The sequence below is a fragment of the Rathayibacter tritici genome (assembly GCF_002932875.1).
In the GTDB taxonomy this organism is placed as follows: Bacteria; Actinomycetota; Actinomycetes; order Actinomycetales; family Microbacteriaceae; genus Rathayibacter; species Rathayibacter tritici.
Genome location: NZ_PSWS01000036.1, coordinates 39359 through 63337, shown reverse-complemented (window position 1 = coordinate 63337; position 23979 = coordinate 39359). Strand labels below are relative to the sequence as shown.

Sequence of the window (23979 nt, the reverse complement as noted above, 5' to 3'; positions counted from 1 at the left end):
GTCGAAGGATCTTCGCCTGGGGAGGAGAATCGCCCTCGCCACTCACGGCCATCCCCCAGAGACCGCGGCCAGACTGACGCCCGCCCGAGCACCTCCGACCGGATCGACGCATGACCACTTTCCTCGACCTGAGCCTCGTCTCCGGCGTCCTCGTCGTCTCCGTCTACGCGCTCGCCGCCGCCGCGCTGCTCCTCCTGCTCGCGGTCCACATCCGCTCCCGCGGCTCCGGCCGCATCCGCCGCGGCGCCGTCGCCGTCGCGTTCCTGGTCCTGGGCCTTCTCGTCGGCATCGCCCTCGCCGCCCTCGTCGGCGAATCCGACGGCCCCTTCGGCGTCGATTTCACCCCGATCACCCGCCTCTGGATCGGTCTCGGATTCGGCGGCGTCGCCGTCGCCCTCGTCGTGCTCGTGCAGGCGATCCGCCGTCGGCGCGTACGGGGTGTGCTCGCCTCCCTCGGCGTCGCGGTGCTCGTCGTGGCGACCGCCGCGATGAGCATCAACATCGACTTCGGCCAGTACCCGACGGTCCGCAGCGCGCTCGGGATCAGCGCCTACTCCGACTCCGACGTCCTCGCCGTCGTCCCGGGCGGCCCGCACGCCGACCTCGCGACCTGGATCGCGCCCCCCGGGATGCCTGCCGCGGGCTCGGTCTCGAGCGTCGCGATCCCCGCCACCGCCTCCGGATTCCCCGCCCGCGACGCCGTGGTCTATCTCCCGCCCGCAGCTCTCACCGCGGCCCCGCCGCTCCTGCCGGTGATGGTGATGCTCTCGGGCCAGCCCGGCTCCCCCTCCGACCCGCTCTCGACCGAGAAGCTCCAGCAGGCCCTCGACACCTACGCCGCCGCGCACGCCGGCCTCGCGCCGATCGTCGTCTCGCCCGACCAGCTGGGCGACCCGAACACGAACACGATGTGCATCGACTCGCCGATGGGGAAATCGGCCACCTACCTCACCGTCGACGTCCCGAACTGGATCCGCGCCAACCTCCCGGTACTCGGCGACGCGCAGCACTGGGCGATCGGCGGCCTCTCGCAGGGCGGAACCTGCGCGATCCAGCTCGGCGCAGGCTTCCCGGCACTGTTCGGCAACATCATCGACGCCTCGGGCGAGCTCGCGCCGACGCTCGGCAGCGAGGCCGCCACCATCGCGCAGGGTTTCGGCGGCGACGCGGCCGCCTACAAAGCCGCGACGCCGCTCGGCCTCCTCGCGAAGAACGCGCCCTACACCGGCACCGTCGCGATCTTCGGGGTCGGCGCCAACGACGCCTCCTTCCTCCCCGGAGCGAAGACCCTGCACGCGGCGGCGCTCGCGGCCGGAATGAACGCCACCTACATCGAGGTGCCCGGCAGCGCCCACGACGTCACGGCGTGGTCGGCCACGTTCGACAAGGGCCTCGAGATCCTGGCCGACCGCTGGAACCTCGTCCCCGCCGCCTGAGCGGCCCAGCGCTCAGGCCCGCCGCAGCGCCGCCTCGTCCTCCAGGAACCGCGGCCGGCTCGCCACGATCCCGCTGACCAGCAGCACGGCGACGCCCGCGAACAGCAGCGTGTACGCACCTCCCCAGCCGCCCTGCACCTCGTAGAGCACGCCGATCAGCAGGGGACCGAGGCACGCGAGACCGTAGCCGAGCCCCTGCGTCGCCCCAGAAAGGGTCGAGGAGCCGGTCGTCGTCCGCGTCCGCGCATTCACCAGCGTCAGCGTCATCGGGAAGGTGCTGACGCCGAGGCCCAGGCAGACCACCCAGGCCACAGCGCCGGCCAGCGGAGCAAGGACCAACCCCGTGTAGCCGACCGCGAGCAGCGCGCAGCACACCACCACGACCACGACCGGGTTGCGCATCCCCAGCGTCAGCGGCGGCACCACGAACGCGGCGGCCAGGCCGAACACCGAGAACAGCGCGAGCAGCGCACCACCCTGCGCAGGGTCCGCGCCCGCGTCGACGAGGATCGTCGGCAGCCAGGTGATGATCCCGTAGGTGTGCAGACCGGTCATGCCGAGCATCAGCACCATCGCCCAGAGCAGCGGAGTGCGCCACGCCCCGTCCACCCGACCACCCACCGCGGTCGGCGCCGTCCCGCCTCCTCCGCGGGCCGCGAGCGCGACCCAGAGCAGGCACGCCACCGCCGTCATCCCGGCCCAGACTCCGATCGCCCAGCGCCAGTCCACCCCCGAGGCGAGCGGCACCGCGACCAGCGGGGCGACGAACTGGCCCACCTGCAACAGCGCCAGGTAGAGCGAGCTGACCGTCTTGATCCGCTCGGCGAAGTAGCGCTTCACGATCGGCACGATGAGCACGTTCGAGGTGCCCACGCCCGCGAAGGCGACGACCGTCGAGAGCACCAGCGCGACGGGGGTCGGACTCAGCGCGCGAAGGGCGATCCCCAGCGTGGTCACCAGCGTCGCGACGGCGAGCGTGCGCTCGAGCCCGATCCGGCGCGAGGCGGCCGCCGCGACGAAGCCGAACACGGCGAACGAGGCAGTGACGATCGTGCCGAGCGCGCCGTAGAGCGCGGGGCCGAAGCCGAGGTCGGCGCCGATCGTGTCGAGCAGCGGGCTGAAGCCGGTGACGGCGGTGCGGAGGTTGAGCGCGGTCATCGCGATAGCGGCCAGGGCGAGGAGGGCGGTGGCGCGGAGCGTCGGTGCTGCGGTCATGGAGTCCCCAGGAGGTAGGATGATGGGATGAATTCCGGCGAGTCTAGCCCGGCCGCGCCGTTCCAGCGCGAGAGCGTGATCGATCACGTGACCGCACTGTTCCACGAGGAGATCCGCTCCGGCCGCTGGGCCGTGGGCGAGCGGATCCCGGTGGAGGCCGAACTCGCCCGCTGGACCGGCGCGGGCCGCAACTCCGTGCGCGAGGCCGTGCAGACCCTCGTGCAGGCGGGGCTGGTGCGGCGCGAGCAGGGTCGCGGCACCTTCGTGATCGCGCGCTCGCAGCTCGCCGAGTCGCTGCGCCGCCGCCTCCCGAGTGCCGCACGCCGGGAGGGACTCGAGCTGCGGTTCGCGATCGACGGAGCGACGGCCGCGCTGGCCGCCGAGCGCCGCACCGACGAGGACGTGGCCTCCCTCCGCGCCCTGCTGGAGCGCCGGGCCCGGTCGTGGGAGGCGGAGTCCGCCGAGCGGATCGCCGCGGACACGGCCCTGCACCGGGCCGTCGTCGTCGCGACGCACAACGACCTGTTCGTCGAGCTTTACGACGGATTGACCGGCGTGTTCGAGTCGGTCCTGGAGGAGGACGTCGTCGGCGAGGAGGATCCGCACGCCCGACAGCACGCCGAGCTGGTCGAGGCCATCGCGGCGGGTGATGCGGAGGGGGCTCGGCGCGGGATCGAGGAGCTGCTGGCCCCGCTGCTCGCCCCGCTGCCGGCGGGGGCGGCGCACAACGTCAGCTGAGAGGCCCCGTCATCCACCATCGTGGATGAAGAGCACTCTCAGCTGACGTTACGTCGTCCGCCGAGCGGGATCAGCCCTGCGGTCGCCGCGTGGACCAGAGCGCCCACGCCACCAGCAGCGGCTGGAACACCAGGCGGACAGCGCGCTTGCGGTCGGTGTCGAGGCCGAAGGCACTCGTCCGGGTCAGCCACTGCGAGACGTTGCCGGGGAAGATCGCGGTGAAGAAGGCGGCGGCCGCGGCTCCGACCAGCGGCGCCCGGCGGCGCGCGAGCACCAGCGCGGCGCCCAGCCCGATCTCGACCACGCCCGAGGCGAGCACGACCGCGTCCTTGTCCAGCGGCACCCACTCCGGCACCTGCGCCTGGAACTCCTCCCGCTTGCGGGTGAGATGGCTCACCCCCGCGAAGACCAGGGTGGAGCCCAGGAACACCTTGGCGCCGGCACGGAACAGGGACGAAGAAGACGTTTGCATGTCATCCATCGTTCCGGATGCGGGCCGCCGACGACACATGGCGCGGCCGGAGCGCACACACCTGCCGGTGTCGGAGGCGGCGCCTAGTCTGATCGGGTGACTGACCGCATTCTCGTCCTCACCACCGGTGGCACCGTCGACAAGGAGTACTCGCTCGCGGGCGAACTCGAGATCGGCGCGCCGATGGTGCCCCGCTTGCTCGCCCCGGTGCTGACCACGCTCGAGTTCCGTATCGAGGAGGTCCTCGCCAAAGACAGCCTCGACCTCGACGACGCCGACCGGGCGCTGATCGCAGAACGCGTCCTCGCTGCGGAGGAGGACCGGATCATCCTCACCCACGGCACCGACACGATGACCGCGACGGCCGAGGCGCTCGGCGTCGTCCGCGACCGCGTAGTGGTGCTCACCGGCGCGATGCAGCCCGCGCGGATGTCCGACAGCGATGCGGCGTTCAACCTCGGCACCGCGGTCGCCGCCGTGCAGCTGCTGCCGCCCGGCGTCTACCTCGCGATGAGCGGGCGGGTGCTGCCGGCCGGCTCCGTGGTCAAGGACCGGTCGATCGGCATGTTCCTCCCCGCCTGAGTGCCGCGCAGCCCGGGTCGTCCGGGGAGCCGTCGGCCTCAGGCCCCGGCGAGCTCCGCTGTGCAGCCCGCGCACAGCCCGAAGACGTCCACGACGTGGCGCGCATCCGTGAATCCGTTCTGCGAGGCGACCGAGCGAGCCCAGGTCTCGACCTCGTCGGCTGCGATCTCGACTGTCAGCCCGCACCGGCGGCAGATCAGGTGGTGGTGGTGCGTGCCCGGCGTGCAGGCACGATACAGGCTCTCGCCCTCGGGCGACTGGAGCGAGTCGGCCTCGCCCTCGACCGCCAGGTCCGAGAGGGCGCGGTAGACGGTCGCGAGTCCGATCGGCGAGCCGGAGGCGTGCAGGGCGCTGTGGAGGCCCTGGGCGCTGACGAAATCCTCGCGGCGCCCGAGCGCCTCGCGCACCGCCTCCCGCTGCCACGTGTTGCGCTTGACCACGGGACCACCTCCACTCCTGACGACCCGCGCCACGCTACCGCCCCTCGCCGACCACGGCCCGGGAGCGACGCACGCCCGTGCGGCCCACGATCCGGCAGACGGCGTAGATCGCGAACGAGATCGTCGTCACGTAGGGGCTGATCGGGATCGATCCGCCCAGCGCGAGCAAGATGCCGCCCACCAGCGCGCCCACCGCGAAGAGCACGCTCAGCAGCGGCACGACCACCGGTGAGGCGGAGAGGCGCAGCGCCGCAGCCGCGGGCGTCACCAGGATCGCGAGCACCAGCAGCGAGCCGACGATCTGCACCGAGACGGCGACCGCGAGGCCGAGCAGGAGCATGAACGCGATGGAGAGCGCCCGTGTCGGGATGCCGCGCGCGGCCGCCACGTCGGCGTCGACGCTCGCGAAGGTGAGCGGGCGCCAAATCAGCGCGAGCCCGACGAGAACCACCACCGAGATACCGATCAGCCAGCCGAGCTGCGGGTCGTCGACCGCGACGATCTGCCCGGTGAGCAGGCCGAACTTGTTCGCGCTACGTCCCGGGTACAGCGCCAGGCAGAGGATGCCGAGGCCGAGGCCGAACGGCATCAGCACGGCGATGATCGAGTTGCGGTCGCGGGCGCGCGAGCCGAGCAGGCCGATCAGGACGGCCGCGATCAGCGAGCCGACGATCGACCCCTCGACGACTCCTACCCCCAGCAGCAGCCCCGCGGAGGCGCCCGCGAACGACAGCTCGCTGATGCCGTGCACCGCGAACGCCATGTCGCGCGACATCACGAAGACGCCGATCAGCCCGCCGACCACTCCGAGGACCGCACCCGCGATCACCGAGTTGATCAGCAGCGCCAGCAGCGCCCCGTAGTCCGAGAAGTCGACGATCTGCGACCAGACGTCCATCACGACTGCCCCTCCTCGTGCTCGTGCACGTGCGAGTGGTCGGGCGCGCCGACCACGATGACCCGGCCCCGGGCGCGGATCACGTCGACCGGCGCGTCGTAGAGCTCGCTGAGCACCTCCGAGCGCAGCACCTCGTCTGGTGTGCCGATGCGGAAGCGACCGCCCGCGAGGTAGAGCACCCGGTCCACCATGCCGAGCACCGGATTCACGTCGTGGGTGACGAAGAGGACGCCGAGGTTCCGCTCACGGCGGTGCCGGTCGATCAGCTCGCTGACCCCCCGCTGATGCGCGAGGTCCAGGGCGATCAGCGGCTCGTCGCAGAGCAGGAGCGCCGGATTGCCCGCGAGCGCCTGGCCGACGCGAACGCGCTGCTGCTCGCCCCCGGACAGGCGGCCGATGGGGGCGTCGGCGAACGTCGTGGCACCGACGGCCTTGAGCAGAGCGTCGACGGCCGCCCGCCGGGAACGCGAGGGCAGCGGCAGGCCGAACCGGTGACCGTCGATTCCGAGTCCGAGCAGGTCGCGGGCGCGCAGCGGCGTGCCCTCGTCAGCGAGCTTCTGCTGCGGGATGTAGCCGATGCGCCGATTACCGCGGTGCACGGGCTCGCCGAGCACCTGCATCTCTCCCGCGCTGAGCTGCTGCTGACCGAGAACCGCCCGCAGGAGGCTCGTCTTGCCGGATCCGTTCGCGCCCAGCACCGCGACGAACTCTCCGGCGCGCACGTCGAGGTCGACGCCGCTCCACAGCTCGCGGTCGCCGAAGCGGAGCCCGGCGCCGCGCAGCCGCAGCACGGGCGCCGAAGGGCCCGCCTCCGGGAAGGCGGGCCTGATCGGGTCGGTGCCGTTCGGGGGGTCGTGCCTCACGGGGAGAGGGCTCCCTCGATCGCGTCGAGGTTCGCGGTCATCCAGCCGGTGTAGTCGTCGCCCTCGGGCAGTGTCTCGGTGACGCCGACGGTGGGGATGCCCGCGGCCTTCGCCGCGTCGAGCACCGCGTCCGTCTGCGTGCCCTCGGTCTGCTCGTTGTAGATCAGGGCGTCGACGGCCTTGCCGGAGAACAGCGCCAGCGTCTCCTGCAGCGTGGTCGCGGGGACGTCGGTGCCCTCCTCGACCGCCTCACTGAAGGCCTCCGGAGTCGCGTCGGTGAGACCGAGCGCGTCGGTGAGGTAGAGCGGCACGGGCTCGGTGATCGCGATGGAACGGCCGGAGAGCACACCTTTCAGCTCGCCCTCGCGAGCGATCAGGGCGTCGAGCCCCCCGTCGAGCCTGGCAAGGTTGGCGGAGTAGGTAGCGGCGTTGTCGGCGTCGAGCGCGGCGAGCTCGTCGCCGATCCGCCCCGCGACCTCCTTCATCAGCGTCAGGTCGTACCAGACGTGCTCGTTGAACTCCGCGTGCTCGTGCTCGCCCTCCGGCTCTTCCTCCGCGTGGTCGTGCACGTCCTCGAGCCCGGCGATCACGGTGGCCGTGATGACGGGGGCCTCGGTGTTGGCCGCACTGATCATGGTGTCGAGGAAGTGGTCGTAGCCGCCGCCGTTCTCGATCACGAGGGTCGCGCCGGACACCGCGAGCTGGTCGCGGGCAGTGGCCTCGTACTCGTGCGGGTCCTTGTCCGGGCTGTCGATGATGCTGGTCACCTCGACCAGATCGCCGCCGATGCTCGAGACGAGGTCGCCGTACACGTTCGTCGAGGCGACCACCTTCACGGGCCCGCCCGACGTGGCGGAGGCGGTGCCCGCTCCGGAGCAGCCGCTCAGGGCGAGCGCGGTGCCGCCGAGGAGGGCGGTGAGGGCGAGGAGGCGGGTCTTCACGGTGAGCCGATCTGCAACGGGGCGGGGATGACACCACGGTAGCGACTATTGATAACGATTGTCAAAGTCGCGGTACGAGTGCCGTCGATCTCCGTCAGGGCGCCGACCGGCCCGCGGAGTAGCGTGAGACACAAGCGGAGGGAGGACCGTGGCCGTCACGCTGCACGACGTCGCCCGCGCCGCCGACGTCTCGATCAAGACCGTCTCGAACGTCATCAACGACTACCCGCATGTGCGCCCCACCACCCGCGCACGGGTGCAGGCGGCCATCACGCAGCTGGGCTACCGACCCAACCTCTCGGCGCGGAGCCTGCGCAGCGGGCGCACCGGCGTGATCGGCCTCGCCCTGCCCGAACTGAGCCTCCCCTACTTCGCCGAGCTGGCCGACAGCGTGATGCGCGCGGCCGACGCGCAGGGACTGACCGTGCTCATCGAGCAGACCGGCGGCGACCCCGAACGCGAGCGCCGCGTGCTCGCGAGCGAGCGCCGGCAGCTCACCGACGGGCTGCTGTTCAGCCCGCTGGGCCTCGCCGACGAGGACGCGCTCGTGGTCGACTTCCCCCTGGTGCTGCTCGGCGAGCGGATCTTCACCGGGCTGGTCGACCACGTCACGATGCAGAATGTCGAGGCCGCGCGCGCAGCGACCGCGCACCTGCTCGCCTCCGGTCGACGACGGATCGTGGCGCTCGGGACGCTCCCCGACGCTGCCGTCAGCTCGGCATCGCTCCGCCTCGAGGGCTACCGCGCCGCGCTCGCCGACGCGGGCATCGACTACGACGAGCGGATGATCGGGGTCTCCGGACCCTGGCGGCGCTCGGGCGGCGCAGAGGCAATGCGGCGCGTGCTCGCCTCCGGGCTCGACTTCGACGCCGTGTTCGCACTCAACGACACCCTCGCGCTCGGCGCGGTGAGGGTGCTGCAGGAGGCAGGGGTTCAGGTACCCGAGGACGTGGCGGTGATCGGCTTCGACGACATCGACGAGGCGCGCTACTCCTCCCCCAGCCTCTCCAGCGTCAACTCCGGGCGCGACGAGATCGCTCGGACAGCGGTCGAGCTGCTGCAGGCCCGGATCGACGGCTCGCGCACAGGGCCAGGCAGCCTGCACGAGGCTGCGTTCACCGTCCTCGCGCGGGAGTCGGCCTAGCCACAGGTCCCGCAGCGGCAGATCTCGCGGGCCGCCGAGGTACAGCGGGCCGCCCGCGACTCCGGTGAAGTGCCGCGCTGGGCCACGGGTGCCGTCGTGGTGGGGGCGGCGGAAGCCCCGTCCGCGAATCCGGTTGCGGCCGCCGCGCGCGAGGTCGAGCACAGGCGCACTGGGCGGAGGCGGGGACCGGGGCCGGAGCAGGACTGCTCTTGACAGCGGCGAGGGCGGAGCGGAGCATCATCTACAACGTTAGAATGGCTGCTCACCGCCGAGCCCGCGGGAGCCAGACGCCCGAAAGGCCCCCATGACCTCCGTCCCCGCCGCCACCGCGCGCGTCAGCCTCGACCCCACCGCGGTCGTCGCCCCCGTCACTCCGCGCCTCTTCGGCTCGTTCGTCGAGCATCTCGGCCGTTGCGTCTACGACGGCATCTACGAGCCCGGCCACCCCACCTCGAACGAGGACGGCTTCCGCCTCGACGTCGTCGAGCTGGTCAAGGAGCTGGGCACCACGACCATCCGCTACCCCGGCGGCAACTTCGTCTCGGGCTACCGCTGGGAGGACGGCGTCGGCCCGCGCTCCGAGCGCCCCCGCCGACGCGACCTGGCCTGGCACTCGCTCGAGACGAACGAGGTCGGGTTGGACGACTTCGCGAAGTGGGCGACACTGACCGGCAGCGAGATCATGTACGCCGTCAACCTCGGAACCCGCGGTGTCCTCGAGGCGCTCGACGTACTCGAATACGCCAACGGACCGGCCGGCACCACCCTCGCCGACCAGCGCATCACCAACGGCGGGACCGAGCCCTACGGCATCCGGATGTGGTGCCTCGGGAACGAGATGGACGGCCCCTGGCAGGTCGGCCACATGAGCGCCGACGACTACGGGAAGCTCGCCTCCCGCACCGCCAAGGCGCTGAAGATCGCCGACCCCTCGCTTGAGCTGGTCGTCTGCGGCTCCTCCGGCTCGTCGATGCCGACCTTCGGCGAGTGGGAGCGCGTGGTTCTCGAGCACACTTACGACGACGTCGAGTACGTCTCCTGCCACGCCTATTACCAGGAGTACGACGGCGACCTCGGCTCCTTCCTCGCGTCCTCCCTCGACATGGAGTACTTCATCGCCACCGTCGCGGCGACCGTCGACCACGTGAAGTTCACGCTCAAGAAGACGAAGGACATCAAGCTCTCCTTCGACGAGTGGAACGTCTGGTACCTCACCGAGTGGAACGCGAAGGAGAAGGCCGACGCCGAGGGCGACCAGAGCACTCGCGAATGGGCCTACGCCCCGCGCCTGCTCGAGGACGTCTACTCCGTCGCCGACGCCGTCGTGCTGGGCAACCTGATGATCACGCTGCTGAAGCACTCCGACCGCGTCACCTCCGCCTCCCTCGCGCAGCTCGTCAACGTGATCGCACCGATCATGACCGAGCCGGGCGGCGGTGCCTGGCGCCAGACCACCTTCTTCCCGTTCTCGACGACCGCACGCCTGGCCTCCGGCTCGGTACTGCGCCCCCGGATCGACGTGGGGACCTACTCAACCGCTCGCCACGGCGACGCGCCCCTGATCGACTCCGTCGCCACGGTGGACGACGGCCGCGCGGCCGTGTTCCTGGTCAACCGCTCGCAGACGGAGCCGATCGAGGTCACCGTCGACGTCAGCGGCCTCGGCGTTTCGAGCGTCGCGGAGGCGGTAGCCCTGTTCGACGAGGACCCCTACGCCAAGAACACTCGCGACGATCAGCACCGCGTGCGCCTGCGCGGGGCCGCCGCGTCGCTCGCGGACGGGGTGCTGACGCTGACCCTCCCGCCCGTGTCGTGGACGGCAGTCGCACTCACGGCGTAGGGCCGATCGCCGCTGGCGGATGGTCCGCTCTGGACTCCGCGGCAGAGTGGACGATGGCCGCGCTCCCCGATCCCCTCGCCTACGACCTCGAAGAGCTGCACGACGGCTCCGTCAGCGCGAGCATCGACGCTGACACCAGCGTCCGCGGCGCCCGGGTGTCTCCGACACAACGTCAGCTGAGAGGCCATCTCATCCACCATCGTGGATGAGACCCCCTCTCAGCTGAGGTTGTGTTGTCCTCACTGCTCCGGGCGACTCAATCGAGCAGAAGCGCCGGTTCCTCCAGCACGCTGGCGACGTCGGCGACGAAGCGGCTGACCACATCGCCGTCCACCACGCGGTGGTCGAAGGAGCCGCCGACCGTGGTGACGAAACGGGGGCGGACTTCACCGTCGACGACCCACGGCTTCTGCTTGATCGTGCCGAGGGCGATGATCGCGACTTCGCCGGGGTTGAGGATCGGGGTGCCGGTGTCCATCCCGAACACGCCGATGTTGGTGATGGTGATGGTGCCGTTCTGCATGTCGGCGGCTGTCGTCTTGCCGTCGCGGGCGTCGAGGGTGAGCTTCTCGAGGGCTTGGGCGAGTTCGAGGAGGCTCATCGACTGCGCATCCTTGACGTTGGGGACGAGCAGGCCGCGCGGGGTGGCTGCGGCGATACCGAGGTTGACGTAGTGGCGGACGATGATCTCGGAGTCGGTCCAGGCCGAGTTGACTGTGGGGTTGCGGCGAACCGCCCAGATGATCGCCTTCGCCATGATCAGCAGCGGCGAGACCTTGACCCCGGCGAAGTCGGGCGAGTTCTTCAGGCGCTTGACGAACTCCATCGTCCGGGTCGCGTCGACCTCGACGAAGACGCTGACGTGGGGAGCGGTGAAGGCGCTGGTCGACATAGCGGCCGCGATGGCCTTGCGGACGCCGCGGACGGGGATGCGCTCTTCGCGGTCGTCGCTCCAGGCCGGGGTCTGGATGTTGCGGAAGACGCTGGCCTGGGAGGCGTGGCGGATGACGTCGTCGCGGGTCACCTCACCGGCGAGGCCGGTTGCCTGCACATCGAGGAGGTCGACGTCGAGGTCCTTGGCGAGCTTGCGAATGGGGGGCTTGGCGATGACCGGAAGCGCCGCGGCGGCGGGCACGGAGGCGGGACGGGCGGGTGCGGTCGGGCGCGCGGGTGCGGCGGCCGGCCCGGCGGCGCCGGATCGGCGACGGCGGGTCTGCACCTGGCCGCCGGCGGTTCCGTAGCCCACGAGCGCCGCACCGGAGCCCTCGCCCGGCTCGGTAGTGGAGGGGACGGGCGCCCTGCCTGCCTGCGCGGGGTGCGCGGGGATCGCGGGGACCTCGGAGCCGACCACTCCTGCTCCGGAGTGCACCGTGATGATCGCAGTGCCGACGTCGACTGTCTCGCCCTCGTCGACGAGCACGTCGACCACGGTGCCGCTGAACGGCGAGGGGAGTTCGACGAGTGACTTGGCGGTTTCGATCTCGACGAGGACCTGGTTGACGGCCACCTCGTCGCCGACCTTGACCCGCCACGCCACGATCTCGGCCTCGGTGAGACCCTCACCGACGTCGGGGAGGAGGAACTGCTCTGTCATCGGGGGGACTCCTGGGGGCTCGAACGGGCGGATGTCTCGGGCGTCAGTACGCGAGCGAGCGGTCGACGGCCTCGAGCACGCGGTCGACGTCGGGGAGGAAGAGCTTCTCGACCTTGGCAGGCGGGAAGGGGGTGTCGAAGCCGGCGACGCGCAGGACCGGCGCCTCCAGCGAGAAGAAGGCCCGCTCGGTGACCGTCGCCGCGATCTCGGAGCCGAGGCTGACGTTCGCGGGCGCCTCCTGCCCCACGATGAGCCGACCGGTCTTGCGGACCGACGCGAGCAGCGGCTCCCAGTCGATCGGCGAGAGCGAGCGCAGGTCGACGACCTCGACGCTCGTGCCCTCCTCGCCCGCGAGCTCGGCGGCCTGGAGCAGGACGGCGACCATCGGGCCCCAGCCGACGAGGGTGACCTCGGTGCCCTGGCGGACGACGCGGCTGGCGTGCAGCGGCAGGCCGGAGGAGCTGAGGTCGACGTCGCCCTTGGGCCAGTAGCGGCTCTTGGGCTCGAAGAACATCACGGGATCGTTGCAGGCGATGGCCTCCTGGATCATCCAGTAGGCGTCGTTCGGGGTCGATGGGCTGATCACGCGCAGACCGGCGGTGTGCGCGAAGTACGCCTCGTTGCTCTCCTGGTGGTGCTCGATCGCTCCGATGTGGCCGCCGTAGGGCACGCGGATGACGACGGGCATGGTCATGGTGCCCTCGTGTCGATTGGTCATCTTGGCCAGCTGGGAGGTGATCTGGTCGAACGCGGGGTAGACGAATCCGTCGAACTGGATTTCGCAGACCGGCCGGAACCCGCGCATGGCGAGTCCGATCGCGGTGCCGATGATGCCGGACTCGGCCAGCGGCGTGTCGAGCACGCGCTTCGCTCCGAATTCGGCGTGCAGCCCCTCCGTGATGCGGAACACGCCGCCCAGGGGGCCGATGTCCTCACCCATCAGCAGAACGCGGTCGTCCTGCGTCATGGCGCGGCGGAGGCCGGCGTTGAGCGCCTTGGCCATGGACATCGACTCGAGCTGCGACCCGGTGGGGGCCGCCTGCGCGGTCATCGTGCTGGTGTCGATCGTCATCACTCGCCTCCGAACGATTCTTCATAGCGCTGTAGCCATGCCTTCTGGTCCTCGACGAGCGCGTGCGGCTCCGAGTAGACGTTGTCGAAGATGATGCCCGCGGGCGGCGCCTCAAGGGCGAGCAGGCGCCGACGGATGTCGGACGCGAAGTCCTGCGCCTCCTCGTCGACGTCGTCGAAGAAGGACTGCGGCACGCCCTCGCTCCGCAGGAACGCGGCGAAGCGGGTGATCGGGTCCTTCGCGACCCACGACGCGAGCTCGTCGTCGGTGCGGTACTTGGTCGGGTCGTCGCTCGAGGTGTGCGCGCCGATCCGGTAGGTCAGAGCCTCAATGAACTGGGGTCCGCCGCCGGAGCGCGCGTCGTGCAGGTGCTTGGCGGTGACGGCGTAGCTCGCGAGCACGTCGTTGCCGTCGATCTGCACGCCCGGGATGCCGAAGCCCGAGGAGCGAAGGTAGAGGGGACTGCGCGACTGCGTCGCCACCGGTACCGAGATCGCGTAGTGGTTGTTCTGGAGGAAGAAGACCTCGGGCGTCTGGTAGCTCGCAGCGAAGACCATCGCCTCGCTCACATCGCCCTGGCTGGAGGCGCCGTCGCCGAAGTAGACGACGACGGCCTCGTCCTTCTCGGGGTCGCCCGTTCCGGTCACTCCATCGAGGGTGAGGCCCATCGCGTAGCCGGTGGCGTGGAGCGCCTGCGAGCCGAGTACCAGCGTGTAGATGTGGAAGTTGCCGTTGGCCGGATCGTTCGGGTCCCAGCCGCCGTGCGTCGTGCCGCGCAAGAGGGCGAGGACGCCGAGCAGGTCGATGCCGCGGATCTTGCCGACGACGTGCTCGCGGTAGGAGGGGAAGACGTGGTCCTGCGGGCGCATGGCGAAGGCGGAGCCGACCTGCGCGGCCTCCTGGCCGTGACTCGGCACCCACAGGCCGAGCTGGCCCTGGCGCTGCAGGTTCGCGGCTTCGATGTCGAACCGCCGGACCACCGCCATCTCGCGGTAGAAGGAACGGTGCTGGGCCTCGTCCACCCCTTCGAGGTAGGAGGCGTACTGCTCGGCCGCGGGGGTCGGTGAGAACCGCCCGTCCGCGGAGAGGAATTGGACAGTCGGCGACTCCGTGCTGGTGGCTACCACCCGACTAACCTATCCGTCTCGCGGGATGGCCCTCGGGGAGGGAAGCCACAATCTCGGCGGCCGCGGAGAGGAGCTTGTCCACAGAACTCGCCTCGCCGACGGACACACGGATACCCTCCGGCGGGAACGCCCGGACCACGACTCCGGCCCGCGCGAACACCTCGGCGGCCCGCGCCGTCTCCTCGCGGGTGTCGAACCAGAGGAAGTTGGCCTGCGACTCCGGGATGGTCCAGCCCTGGTCGAGCAGCGCCCGCCAGAGGTCGTCGCGGAGTCGGGTGATGCGATGAACGCGCTCGAGTAGCTCCGCGCGGTGCTCAAGGGAGGCGACGGCCGCGGTCTCGGCGAACCGGGTGACGGAGAGCGGGATCGCGGTGGAGCGGGCGGCATCGAGGATCCGCGCGTGACCGATCGCGTAGCCGACACGGAGCCCCGCCAGCCCGTACGCCTTGGAGAAGGTGCGGGCGATCACGAGGTTGGGGAAGCGGCCGAGCAAGCGGGTGCCGTCGACGGCGCGCTCGTCGCCGACGAATTCGGCGTAGGCCTCGTCGAGGAGCACGAGGACATCGCTCGGTACGCGCTCGAGGAGGGCCTCGACGTCGTCAGCGGTGGCGACGGTGCCGGTGGGGTTGTTGGGGCTGCAGACGATGAGCAGGCGCGTGCGCTCGGTCACGGCCTGCAGCATGGCATCGAGGTCGTGAGTGTCATCGGCGCGCAACGGTACGCGGACACTGGTCGCTCCGGCGGTGGTGACGAGCGAGGGGTAGGCCTCGAACGAGCGCCAGGCGTAGACGACCTCGTCGCCCGGGCCGGCCGCCGCGGTGATCAGCTGAGCGATGACCGCGACGGAGCCGGCTCCGACGATCACCTCCTCGAGGGGGACGCCGTATGCAGCGGCGAGCGCCGTGCACAGCGCCGTGGCCGCCGCGTCGGGGTAACGGTTGAAGTCGTCGACCTCGCGCACCCGCTCGAGCACGGAGGGCAACGGGTCGAACGGGTTCTCGTTGGAGGAGAGCTTGAACGCGTCGGAGGCGGCTGCGCGGCCCTGCTTGTAGGCGGGGAGCGCCAGGATCTCGGGTCGGAGGCGGACGGGAGGCTCCTGCTGGTCGGTCACCCGCCCCATGCTAGGCGGCACGGGCACGGGGACTGCCTCGTTCGGCGCGCGCCGTCGCCGGCCCGAGACGGCCGCTCGGAGGCACCGTCCCCCGTCGGGGTACCGCCTCGAACGCGGCTCAACGACACGAATCGATGGGGGGACGGGTGCCCACGGCGGCCATCCCCCGATTAGGGTGCAGAGATGCGGAGTCGAGGGCGAACCGAGCGGTGCAGGGGTGCGCGAGCACTTCTCCGTGGCACCTCCGCGGCGATCACTCTGGTCATCGCGGCCGGCGTACTCTCGGCCTGCACACCCGGGTCGGAGGGGGCTCGGCCGACCCCGACCCTCCGCGAGACCTCGATCGACGTGGCCGCGCCGCCCGCCTACACCGCCGCCCGCGAGGCCGGTCTCGCCCTCCGGGACGACTCGCTGGCGCTGCTGACCGCCACCGACGGCGCCGTCGCGGGTGCGGCCCGCACCGATCTGCTCGTCGCGATTGGAATCCTCAACGCCGCGCTGGAGGGGGGCTCGGCGGAGGCCATCACCGAGGCGACGGCCGCCGTGGCCGAGCAGCGAACCGCTCTGGCCGAGCGGGTCCTCGGTCTCGGCGCGGCGACGCTCGCCTTCGGCCGCGGGTCGGCCGCTCGGCGAAGCACCCTGACCGACGCCGTCGAGCAGCTCCGCGGCGCCCTCGCCTCCGGAGCCACGCTCGCTCCCCCTGCCCTCGCCGTGATCGAGGCACGTGAGCCGCTGATCCCCGAGCCGGGCAGCGGAGTCGGCCCTCCCCCGCGCCCCGCACCGCCCGCCGCTCCGCGGCCGAGCACCGCACCCGCTCCGAGCCAGGTGCCGATACCCGACCCCACCGCTGCGAGTCCCACTCCTGCTCCGGAGGCGCCGGCCCCGGAACCGGCTGCTCCGGAGGCGCCGGCCCCGGAACCGGCTGCTCCGGAGGCGCCAGCCCCGCAGCCGACCGCGGAACCCGAGCCACAACCCGAGCCCGCGCCCGTCCTCCCCCCGCGGACCTGCGCCGACGATCCCCGGCTCTGCACGCCCGGCCCGGAGCCGACCATCGGCGGGCCCCTCACCTGAGCCCCGGCTCGCGACCTGCGCCGTCGCCGGGAATAGTGGAGGCATGCGCAGACTTCTCCTCGGCCTCCTGACCAATGCTGTCGCGATCTGGCTCACGACCCTGGTCGTGGCAGGTGTCCGCGTCGACCCGTACGACGGGGGCCCGGCCGCCGCGGTGCTCACATACCTGCTGGTCGCGGTGATCTTCGGAGTCGTCAACGCCGTTGTGGGCGGGGTCGTGCGCATCATCGCGTTCCCCCTGTACCTACTCACGCTCGGCCTCCTCTCGTTCCTCGTGAACGGGCTCCTGCTGCTGCTGACCGCCTGGATCAGCGGACTCTTCGGCTTCGGACTCGTCGTAGACGGCTTCTGGTGGGGCGTGCTCGGTGCCCTCGTGCTCGCCCTGGTGAACTGGTTCATCGGTCTCCTCCTGCGCCCCTTCCTCCGCCGCCGTCAGGACTGACTCCACGGCCTCGGCACCAGGATCGACGTCCCCACGACCGACCGAGCGCAGTCCCGCGACATCGGTGGACAACGGCTGGAATTGGCCTGCTGTGGAGGAGCTTCGGTGCGCCATGATGGGCGGGTGACCCTCGACTCCGCTACGCCCTCGGCCTTCGCCGTGTGCTTCGTCTGCACCGGCAACATCTGCCGATCGCCGATGGCCGAGGTGGTGCTGCGCTCGCTCGCGGAGCAGGCGGGGCTCGGCTCAGCGATCGAGATCAGCTCGGCCGGCACCGGCGAGTGGCACCTCGGCGAGCACGCCGACCGCCGGGCCCTCGACGCGCTTGAGCGGCACGGCTTCGACGGCAGCCGGCACCGCGCCCAGCTCTTCGATCCGTCCCGGTTTGCCGAATGCGACCTGGTCGTCGCGCTCGACCACGGACACGAGCGGGCGCTGCGCTCCTGGGCCCGCACGGAGGTGGAACAGCACAAAATCCGCCGCCTGCTCGACTTCGAGCCGGGCCTCTCTCCGCAGGGCGACGTCCCCGACCCCTACTATTCCGATGCGGCGGCGTTCGACTCGGTGCTCGCGCTTATCGAGCGCGCCTGCCGAGCCCTCTTCGCCCAGATCGAACCCGGACTGCGCGGCAACCGCTCGGTCCGCCCCGACTTCACCGACGCGCGCGCCGCCCTCGTGCAGGACACCTGAGAACCGGAAGGCACCACCGCATGACCTCGCTCCCCACCCAGCCGCTGAGCCCCCTCGACGGCCGCTACAGCGGCGCCGTCTCGTCGCTCGGCGAGTACCTCTCGGAGGCGGGACTGAACCGCGCACGGGTGCACGTCGAAGTCGAATGGCTGCTGGCCCTGACCGATCGGCGCCTCTTCGGCTCGGAGCCCGTCGATGCCGCGACCGCCGAGGAGCTGCGCCGCCGCGCCCGCGACTTCGGCCAACCGGAAATCGACGAGTTGGCGGCCCTCGAGGCCCGCACCCGCCACGATGTGAAGGCGGTCGAGTACCTCGTCCGCCGCTGGCTCGACGACCTCGGCCTCGAGCGCATCGCCGAGCTCACGCACTTCGCCGCCACGAGCGAGGACATCAACAACCTCTCCTACGCAATCGTCGTCCGCCGGGCTGTCGGCGAAATCTGGCTGCCGAAGCTGCGGTCGGTCGTCGACTCGCTGCGCGAACTCGCCGTCCGCTACCGCGACGAGTCGATGCTCAGCCGCACGCACGGCCAGCCGGCGACCCCGACCACGATGGGCAAGGAGTTCGCCGTTTACGCGTACCGGCTCGAGCGGGTCATCGCGCAGATCGAGGCCACCGACTACCTGGGCAAGTTCAGCGGAGCGACGGGCACATTCGCCGCGCACCTCGCCGCCGACCCGGGCACCGACTGGCCGGCCCTCGCCGAGCAGTTCGTCACCTCCCTCGGCCTCGTCTTCACCCCACTGACCACCCAGATCGAATCGCACGACTGGCAGGCCGAGCTCTACGGCAGGGCCGCGCACGCCAACCGGATCCTGCACAACATCTGCACCGACGTCTGGACCTACATCTCCCTCGGCTACTTCCGACAGATTCCGCAGGCCGGAGCGACCGGGTCGTCGACGATGCCGCACAAGATCAATCCGATCCGCTTCGAGAACGCCGAGGCGAACCTCGAACTCTCAAGCGCTCTGCTCGACTCGCTCGCACAGACCCTGGTCACCTCGCGCCTGCAGCGCGACCTCACCGACTCGACCACGCAGCGCAACATCGGAGTCGCGTTCGGCCACTCGCTCCTCGCCCTCGACAACATCGCGCGCGGCCTGCTCGAGATCGACCTCGACCCGACCGCGCTCGCCGCCGATCTCGACGGCAACTGGGAGGTGCTGGCCGAGGCGATCCAGACGGTGATCCGTGCGGAGGTGGCGGCCGGCCGCTCCTCGATCACCGACCCCTACGCGCTGCTCAAGGACCTCACCCGTGGCAAACGCTTGGGCGCCGACGACCTCGCAGTCTTCGTGCAGGGCCTCGACATCGGCGACGCGGCCAAGGAGCGTTTGCTGGCGCTGACGCCGGCGAGCTACACGGGGCTCGCCTCGGCGCTGGTCGACCGCCTGGGCTGACGCTCGGCCGGTGCCGCGGACATGCGGGACGGGCAGGGCAGGCGATGTCGGGGGTGGCGGGTAGCGTTCGTGGCGTGGGGGGCGGCGACTCGGCGGGCGGCTCTCCTCCGCGTGGCTCTGCGCCGCCTGCGAGTGGCGGCTCGGAGACACGCCTGACGGCGAACTGCCCCCGCCACGGCTCGACGTCGTCTACTCCATCCGCTTCGGCGAGCGGATAAAGATCGGCACCAACCAACACCAGCACCACCCCGCGCCAGCGCCTGCACCGACTCCGACACGAGGAGTTACTCGCCGTCAAGCACGGTGGACGTGCGCTCGAACAGCACCGGCACGCGCAGTTCGCCGTCGAGCGCCTGGAGCGCACCGAGTGGTTCGCCCGCAGCACGGCGCTCGACGCCCACGTCGAGACCGTGCGGGCCGGAGAGCCCGATCCCTGGGCCCTGCACCGCCGCTGACAGAGCGAGGCGCTCGCCCTCCGGCTCTGACCGCGCGCCGACCGACAGTTCGCGACGGATCACCTCAAGCGACGCGACAGGGCACTGAGACAGGGCCGAGACAAGCCGACGTGACAGGCCGGAGTGCAGCCCGCTGGATCACGCGCCGTGCGCGTCCTGTTCGTCGATGTCCGCGATCTCGGCGTCGTCGGGCTTGAACGTCAGCGAGAACATGGCGATCGCGACGAGGACGACGATGAACGCCACTCCGAACGAGATGAGCGCGACGACCGCCTCACGCGTGGACAGCAGCACGACGAGGCCGACGAAGGCGGACATCACCGCGGAGAAGCCGATCAGTTCGAGCGGGCGGAGGCGGTCCTTCCGGCTCGGCTGGAACGTACGCGGCGTGAACTCGCCGGGGTCGCGCTCGGCCCCGGAGGCGGGGTCAGGCTGTTGGCCTTCGGCGGTCATCGGTCTCCTCCGGAGGTCGGTGTCGTGGGGGCGACGGGGTCGTGTCCGGTGGCGGCAGCTGTGGCCCACTTGAGCGAGAACGCCGCGATCGCGAGGTACACCGTGAGCATCACGGCGTAAGCGCCGAGGAGACCGACGGTGACCACGGGGTGCGGCGGAAGGAGTCCGAAGGCGGCGCCGAGCAGCATGGTGCCGATGCCGACGATCACAGCGTCGCGTCCGACGAGACCCTGGCTACGGCGTCCGCTCGAGAACTCGAGGAAGCCGGAGAGCAGCGCCCAGCCGGCGACGAGGGCGACAAAAGAGAGCAGGTTCGCCACGGGGAGCGCGAGGAACGCGGCGACACCGGCCAGCAGGGTGAGTACCGCGGAGGCGACGGCGAGCGGGCGGGCACGACCACTCCAGCGGCGCAGCCCGAGGGCGAGCGAGACCGCGCCGGTCACTACCGCGAAGCCGCCGAAGACGGCCAGACCGAAGGCGGGCCCGTGGTCGGACGAGAACGTGACGACGCACCCGGCGACCGCAGCGATCACGGCGCGCGCGAGGGGCAGGGTCCACAGGCGGCGGTCGGAGTCGGCGGCGATGGCCACAGTCGAGCCTCTCTGGGATGGAGGAAGAAGGCGTCCGGGAACGAACGGCACAGCGCACGACGGCACGGCGCCGCGGACGTCAGCGATTTTACGCTCCCCCGGCCCCGCCCCACCCCGAAGAGGGGCGACGGGCGGGATCCGGGGTGAAGTCGCAGGCGGCTCAGCCGAGCCAGACCTCCTCGACGCGCGGGAACACGGCGTCGGCCGAGAAGCGCTCGCGGAAGCGCGCTCCAGCCTTCTCGACGACTTCGGCGCGGGCATCAGCGTCCGTGATCAGCTCGTTCAGCGCAGCGGCTAGGCCGTCCACGTCGCCGGGTGCGACGACCCGCCCGCAGCCGTCGCCGAGGACCTCGGGGATGCCGCCGACCGCGGTCGAGACGACGGCCGCATCGCGGGCGAGGGCCTCGAGGATGAAGATCGGCATCGCCTCATCGCGCGAGGGCAGCACAGCGATCGAGGCCTCGTCGAGCAGCGCGAGGAGGCGGGCGTTCTCGAGCGAGCCGAGGAACTCGATCCCCGGGACGCTCCGGTCGACGACCTCGGGCTCGCGGATCGGACCGGCGACCAGCAGGCGCCAGCCCTCGACGCCCTGAAGCTTCGCCCACGCCTGCTGCAGGACGTCGACGCCCTTGCGGTGGCTGACGACGCCGCCGAAGACGACGGTGCGGGTCTTCTCGCGCGGCGTGCCCTGCTCGAGTGCGTTGGGCACGAGGTGCACGCGATCGGCGGAGACGTAGCGGCGGCAGATCGCCGAGGTCTCCTCCGAGAGCGAGATGATCTCGTCGGCGCTGCGCAGCACGTCCTTCACCAGCCGCGGGTGCGCCGCGGTGAAGGCGGCGAACTCGCTGCCGTGCAGGTGGGCGACCGTGCGCAGGCCGAGGCGGTGCGCCAGGCGCAGGAGCGATCCCTCGCGCAGGAACGAGCCGCGCTCCGAGAGGTGCACGACGATCACACTGCCGGGCTCGCGGCGCGAGAGTGCGACGATGCGGGCCGCAGCGCCGGCGGCCAAGCGGGCCGCGGCGACATGCTCGCCCGGTGCCGTGCGTGAGGAGATGACCCGGACGTCCGAGCGGGCGAACGGCCAGCGCAGGTACCCGTTGACGACCTGCGTCATCCCTCCGGGGACCTCGCCGCTGCGGCCGACGTGGTAGATCGCCGTTTTCGGGCCCGCAGGGGCGGCCGGACGGCTGCGCGGCGGCACCGCAAGCAACGCCTGGATGTCGTCGCGGACACCGCGGAGTCGGCTCCGTGCGACGAGCAGCTTCTCGAGCAGCTCACCGCGGCGAGCGAGGACGGCGGAGAAGGTCCCGACGCCCGCCGCGGGGGTCGTCCGCGACATGTCGACCGTGATGTCGTGGATATCGATCGTCTCGAAGTGGCGCGAGGCCTTGGTGGACCCGTCCATCTGCAGGCTCACCGGGGCCGCGCCCTCGGTGAACGCCATGATGATCACGTGCAGCCGGTCGCTCATCGCGATCCGGGTCCGCTGGTAGAGCTCGCGCAGCAGGATCTCGTGCTCGTCGTGGGTGTGCGCCGGATCCCAGTCGAGGATCCCGGCGTCGAGGTCGGCGGCGAGTCGGCGGGAGCGCTCGGCGTCGACGGCGACCTGGGTCACGACGACGATGTCGAGGTCCTCGCGCTCGGCGAAGCCCTTGATCGCGGCCAGCCACTCCTGCTCGGGGTAGGGCCGCGCATCCACCTCGTGATCCTCGCGGAGAGAGAGGACGAGCACACGCCGCTCCTCGTCGGGCTGCACGGCGAAGGCGCGCAGCTCCTCATCGCTCGCACCCTCGCCGTAGCCGAGGTCCGGCATTGCGGCGCCGACGCGCATGTAGGCGGCCGTCTTGTCGTCGCGCCAGCGGGTGTAGCTGGAGAGCGCCATCGAGGGCCACATGATCGCGCGCGGCAGCGGAGCGAAGTTGCGGGCGCCCACACCGGCGCGGATCACGCGGCCGCCGCCCAGACGCACCAGGGCGATGCCCGGGAGCATCACGAGGTGCTCCTTCATCCCGACCAGAGTCAGCTGGATCTCTCCCGGCTTGAACACCGAGTTCGCCCGGCCGGCCAGAGCCTCGCGGGCGAGCGCCGCGTACCAGCGCAGAAGCGAGCGGTAGACGGTGTCATCGGGTCCGAGACGCAGGCCGTCGTCGTAGCCCCACGGCGAGTGGCCGACGTAGACGTGCAGCGGTCCGGATGTGCGGAGCCAGTCGAGGAGCTGGCGGCGGAGGATGATATCGCCGATGTTCTCGTACTGGCCGCGGCCGACGGCGAAGATCGATCGAGCAGGTGTCACGGGCGGGCCTTTCGGAGGGGTTCGCGTGGGAGCGGGCTCAAGGCCGATGACGCTCTCGGCAGACTACCGTAGGCAGACTCAGCTTTTGGAAGCCTCAGCAGCTGTTGGTGACGAGGAAAGCCTTGAGGAATCCACCGGTCTGATAGAAGTACTGGCTGACGAGGTAATCGAGCCCCATCGGCTCTCCGGAGGGCACCATCGAGAGGTCGCCGGAATAGCAGCGCTGGAGGATCATCTCCGCGCGGACGAGATGGGGGGAGTTGGTGATCACGATGACGTGATCCCACCCGTATTCGTCGGCCATGTCGCGCAGCTGCCGAGCCTCCCCCTGAGTCGTGAGCGGATCGGCCGAATAGCAGAGCACGTCGCCGCCCGGCTCGTTGCACTTCTTATACTTTTTCTCCTCGTAGGGCGCATCCATTTCGCCGGGGCCGACCGAGAGCACCATCGTGTCGGTCGCTCCGGAGGTGATGATCCGCCGGGCGAACTCGACGCGCGCCCTCGTGGAGGGGCCGAGCACGAACACCGCGTCGGCCTGCTTCGGGATCGGATCCATCGGCGGCGTGACGTAGAGCGGGATGCCCGCGCCGAAGAGGGCGAGCACGACGAGGGGCACGAGCAGGAGACGGGCAATCACGGCGCGGGCGCGACGGCGGCGCGGCCGCTCCGGGGAGGGCGGGGTCGACGGGAGGTCGCTGGTCGTTGCCGTGTCCATCGCGTCCTCCCTCTCGTTGGGATTGCCACTCGCCCGCGGCGGCGGAGCCGTGAAGCGAAGGCGACTGCATTCACTGCTGGACAGCCCATCATCGCAGTGTTTCGGAGCGAGGTCGGACGTATGAACACCCGATGTCTCTTCCCGCTCAGCGGCTCGACACAGGGTCCCGCTCAGAGCCGACGGGTAGGGTCGCCGTTCCTCGATTGACAAGCACTCCCCCTCGTCCATCCCGCGAACGAGCCTTGCCGGAGTCTTCTCCTGATCCGATCCCCACTGTCCAGTCCATCGTCGGCATCGCTTGTGATCGTCGCGCTTACGCATTTATCCGGTGATTCGGCGGACCTTCAGCCCATATACCGCTACGCGCCCCATCACCACGCCCGAATGGGGGACC

General features: G+C 70.9%; 24 protein-coding genes. 9 read left to right on the top strand and 15 right to left on the bottom strand.

Going from position 1 to position 23979, the window contains the following annotated elements; genetic code table 11:
- Positions 1 to 110 precede the first annotated feature (110 nt).
- On the top strand, positions 111 to 1436 hold the full coding sequence (locus C5D07_RS04945; protein WP_104258823.1) for an alpha/beta hydrolase: 1326 nt from the start codon (positions 111 to 113) through the stop codon (positions 1434 to 1436).
- 12 nt (positions 1437 to 1448) lie between these two features.
- On the opposite strand, the gene C5D07_RS04940 is transcribed toward C5D07_RS04945, so the two are convergent.
- On the bottom strand, positions 1449 to 2651 hold the full coding sequence (locus tag C5D07_RS04940; RefSeq protein WP_068250742.1) for an MFS transporter: 1203 nt from the start codon (positions 2649 to 2651) through the stop codon (positions 1449 to 1451).
- Between the two features lie 27 nt (positions 2652 to 2678).
- Between C5D07_RS04940 and C5D07_RS04935 the strand changes: the two genes are divergently transcribed.
- Positions 2679 to 3389: a FadR/GntR family transcriptional regulator gene (locus C5D07_RS04935; RefSeq protein ID WP_068250740.1), complete on the top strand. Its 711-nt coding sequence runs from the start codon at positions 2679 to 2681 to the stop codon at positions 3387 to 3389.
- 70 nt (positions 3390 to 3459) lie between these two features.
- Here the strand turns inward: C5D07_RS04935 and C5D07_RS04930 are convergent, their stop codons facing one another.
- Positions 3460 to 3870 carry a DoxX family protein gene (locus C5D07_RS04930; protein WP_211286335.1) on the bottom strand — a complete coding sequence of 137 codons (411 nt, stop codon included), beginning with the start codon at positions 3868 to 3870 and terminating at the stop codon, positions 3460 to 3462.
- Between the two features lie 87 nt (positions 3871 to 3957).
- On the opposite strand from C5D07_RS04930, the gene C5D07_RS04925 reads away from it, so the two are divergent.
- A complete protein-coding gene (locus tag C5D07_RS04925) occupies positions 3958 to 4443 on the top strand; it encodes an asparaginase domain-containing protein (RefSeq protein WP_068250732.1) in 486 nt (161 codons plus the stop codon).
- 38 nt (positions 4444 to 4481) lie between these two features.
- On the opposite strand, the gene C5D07_RS04920 is transcribed toward C5D07_RS04925, so the two are convergent.
- Genes C5D07_RS04920 through C5D07_RS04905 form a run of 4 tightly spaced genes read right to left on the bottom strand, consistent with a single transcriptional unit; the run spans position 4482 to position 7585 of the window.
- Complete coding sequence (locus C5D07_RS04920) at positions 4482 to 4883, bottom strand: Fur family transcriptional regulator (protein ID WP_068250729.1); 402 nt, start codon at positions 4881 to 4883, stop codon at positions 4482 to 4484.
- 34 nt (positions 4884 to 4917) lie between these two features.
- Positions 4918 to 5781: a metal ABC transporter permease gene (locus C5D07_RS04915; protein WP_068250727.1), complete on the bottom strand. Its 864-nt coding sequence runs from the start codon at positions 5779 to 5781 to the stop codon at positions 4918 to 4920.
- The gene (locus tag C5D07_RS04910) at positions 5781 to 6611 is read right to left on the bottom strand and encodes a metal ABC transporter ATP-binding protein (protein ID WP_068256808.1); all 831 of its coding nucleotides are present in this window, start codon (positions 6609 to 6611) and stop codon (positions 5781 to 5783) included. Before C5D07_RS04910 ends, C5D07_RS04915 begins: the two co-directional genes overlap by 1 nt.
- 29 nt (positions 6612 to 6640) lie before the next feature.
- Entirely contained in the window at positions 6641 to 7585 is a 945-nt protein-coding gene (locus C5D07_RS04905; protein WP_068250724.1) for a metal ABC transporter solute-binding protein, Zn/Mn family, read from the bottom strand.
- A 148-nt stretch (positions 7586 to 7733) separates the two neighbouring features.
- Here C5D07_RS04905 and C5D07_RS04900 point away from each other — a divergent pair, with 148 nt between their 5' ends.
- Together C5D07_RS04900 and arfA are read left to right on the top strand one after the other, a co-directional pair.
- Entirely contained in the window at positions 7734 to 8729 is a 996-nt protein-coding gene (locus tag C5D07_RS04900; RefSeq protein ID WP_068250721.1) for a LacI family DNA-binding transcriptional regulator, read from the top strand.
- A 304-nt stretch (positions 8730 to 9033) separates the two neighbouring features.
- On the top strand, positions 9034 to 10569 hold the full coding sequence (gene arfA, locus C5D07_RS04895; protein WP_104258821.1) for an arabinosylfuranosidase ArfA: 1536 nt from the start codon (positions 9034 to 9036) through the stop codon (positions 10567 to 10569).
- Positions 10570 to 10825: 256 nt separating this feature from the next.
- On the opposite strand, the gene C5D07_RS04890 is transcribed toward arfA, so the two are convergent.
- Genes C5D07_RS04890 through hisC form a run of 4 tightly spaced genes read right to left on the bottom strand, consistent with a single transcriptional unit; the run spans position 10826 to position 15482 of the window.
- Positions 10826 to 12163, bottom strand: a complete 1338-nt coding sequence (locus C5D07_RS04890) for a dihydrolipoamide acetyltransferase family protein (RefSeq protein WP_104258820.1) — start codon at positions 12161 to 12163, stop codon at positions 10826 to 10828.
- 43 nt (positions 12164 to 12206) lie between these two features.
- The gene (locus C5D07_RS04885; RefSeq protein WP_104258844.1) at positions 12207 to 13214 is read right to left on the bottom strand and encodes an alpha-ketoacid dehydrogenase subunit beta; all 1008 of its coding nucleotides are present in this window, start codon (positions 13212 to 13214) and stop codon (positions 12207 to 12209) included.
- Between the two features lie 20 nt (positions 13215 to 13234).
- Complete coding sequence (locus tag C5D07_RS04880; protein ID WP_068250710.1) at positions 13235 to 14362, bottom strand: thiamine pyrophosphate-dependent dehydrogenase E1 component subunit alpha; 1128 nt, start codon at positions 14360 to 14362, stop codon at positions 13235 to 13237.
- A gap of 4 nt (positions 14363 to 14366) precedes the next feature.
- Positions 14367 to 15482 carry a histidinol-phosphate transaminase gene (hisC, locus tag C5D07_RS04875; protein WP_068250703.1) on the bottom strand — a complete coding sequence of 372 codons (1116 nt, stop codon included), beginning with the start codon at positions 15480 to 15482 and terminating at the stop codon, positions 14367 to 14369.
- A gap of 174 nt (positions 15483 to 15656) precedes the next feature.
- On the opposite strand from hisC, the gene C5D07_RS15915 reads away from it, so the two are divergent.
- From C5D07_RS15915 to purB, 4 genes are all read left to right on the top strand, one after another.
- Positions 15657 to 16544 (top strand): hypothetical protein, encoded by an 888-nt coding sequence (locus tag C5D07_RS15915; RefSeq protein WP_068250702.1) that lies wholly within the window; start codon positions 15657 to 15659, stop codon positions 16542 to 16544.
- 43 nt (positions 16545 to 16587) lie between these two features.
- Complete coding sequence (locus C5D07_RS04865; RefSeq protein WP_104258819.1) at positions 16588 to 16986, top strand: phage holin family protein; 399 nt, start codon at positions 16588 to 16590, stop codon at positions 16984 to 16986.
- Between the two features lie 123 nt (positions 16987 to 17109).
- Positions 17110 to 17676, top strand: a complete 567-nt coding sequence (locus C5D07_RS04860) for a low molecular weight protein-tyrosine-phosphatase (RefSeq protein WP_258062066.1) — start codon at positions 17110 to 17112, stop codon at positions 17674 to 17676.
- Positions 17677 to 17696: 20 nt separating this feature from the next.
- Entirely contained in the window at positions 17697 to 19079 is a 1383-nt protein-coding gene (gene purB / locus C5D07_RS04855) for an adenylosuccinate lyase (RefSeq protein WP_068250696.1), read from the top strand.
- A gap of 284 nt (positions 19080 to 19363) precedes the next feature.
- Here purB and C5D07_RS15685 read toward each other — a convergent pair whose 3' ends face one another.
- The 5 genes from C5D07_RS15685 to C5D07_RS04830 all read right to left on the bottom strand — a co-directional run bounded on the left by C5D07_RS15685 (position 19364) and on the right by C5D07_RS04830 (position 23585).
- Entirely contained in the window at positions 19364 to 19597 is a 234-nt protein-coding gene (locus C5D07_RS15685; protein WP_170063510.1) for a hypothetical protein, read from the bottom strand.
- Positions 19598 to 19672: 75 nt separating this feature from the next.
- On the bottom strand, positions 19673 to 19987 hold the full coding sequence (locus C5D07_RS16070; RefSeq protein ID WP_237358215.1) for a hypothetical protein: 315 nt from the start codon (positions 19985 to 19987) through the stop codon (positions 19673 to 19675).
- Complete coding sequence (locus C5D07_RS04840; RefSeq protein ID WP_104258818.1) at positions 19984 to 20577, bottom strand: DUF308 domain-containing protein; 594 nt, start codon at positions 20575 to 20577, stop codon at positions 19984 to 19986. Before C5D07_RS04840 ends, C5D07_RS16070 begins: the two co-directional genes overlap by 4 nt.
- Before the next feature lie 160 nt (positions 20578 to 20737).
- Positions 20738 to 22870, bottom strand: coding sequence for a glycosyltransferase family 4 protein (locus tag C5D07_RS04835; RefSeq protein WP_104258817.1), 2133 nt, complete (start codon positions 22868 to 22870; stop codon positions 20738 to 20740).
- Positions 22871 to 22964: 94 nt separating this feature from the next.
- Positions 22965 to 23585, bottom strand: a complete 621-nt coding sequence (locus C5D07_RS04830; RefSeq protein WP_068250684.1) for a YdcF family protein — start codon at positions 23583 to 23585, stop codon at positions 22965 to 22967.
- Positions 23586 to 23979 lie beyond the last annotated feature (394 nt).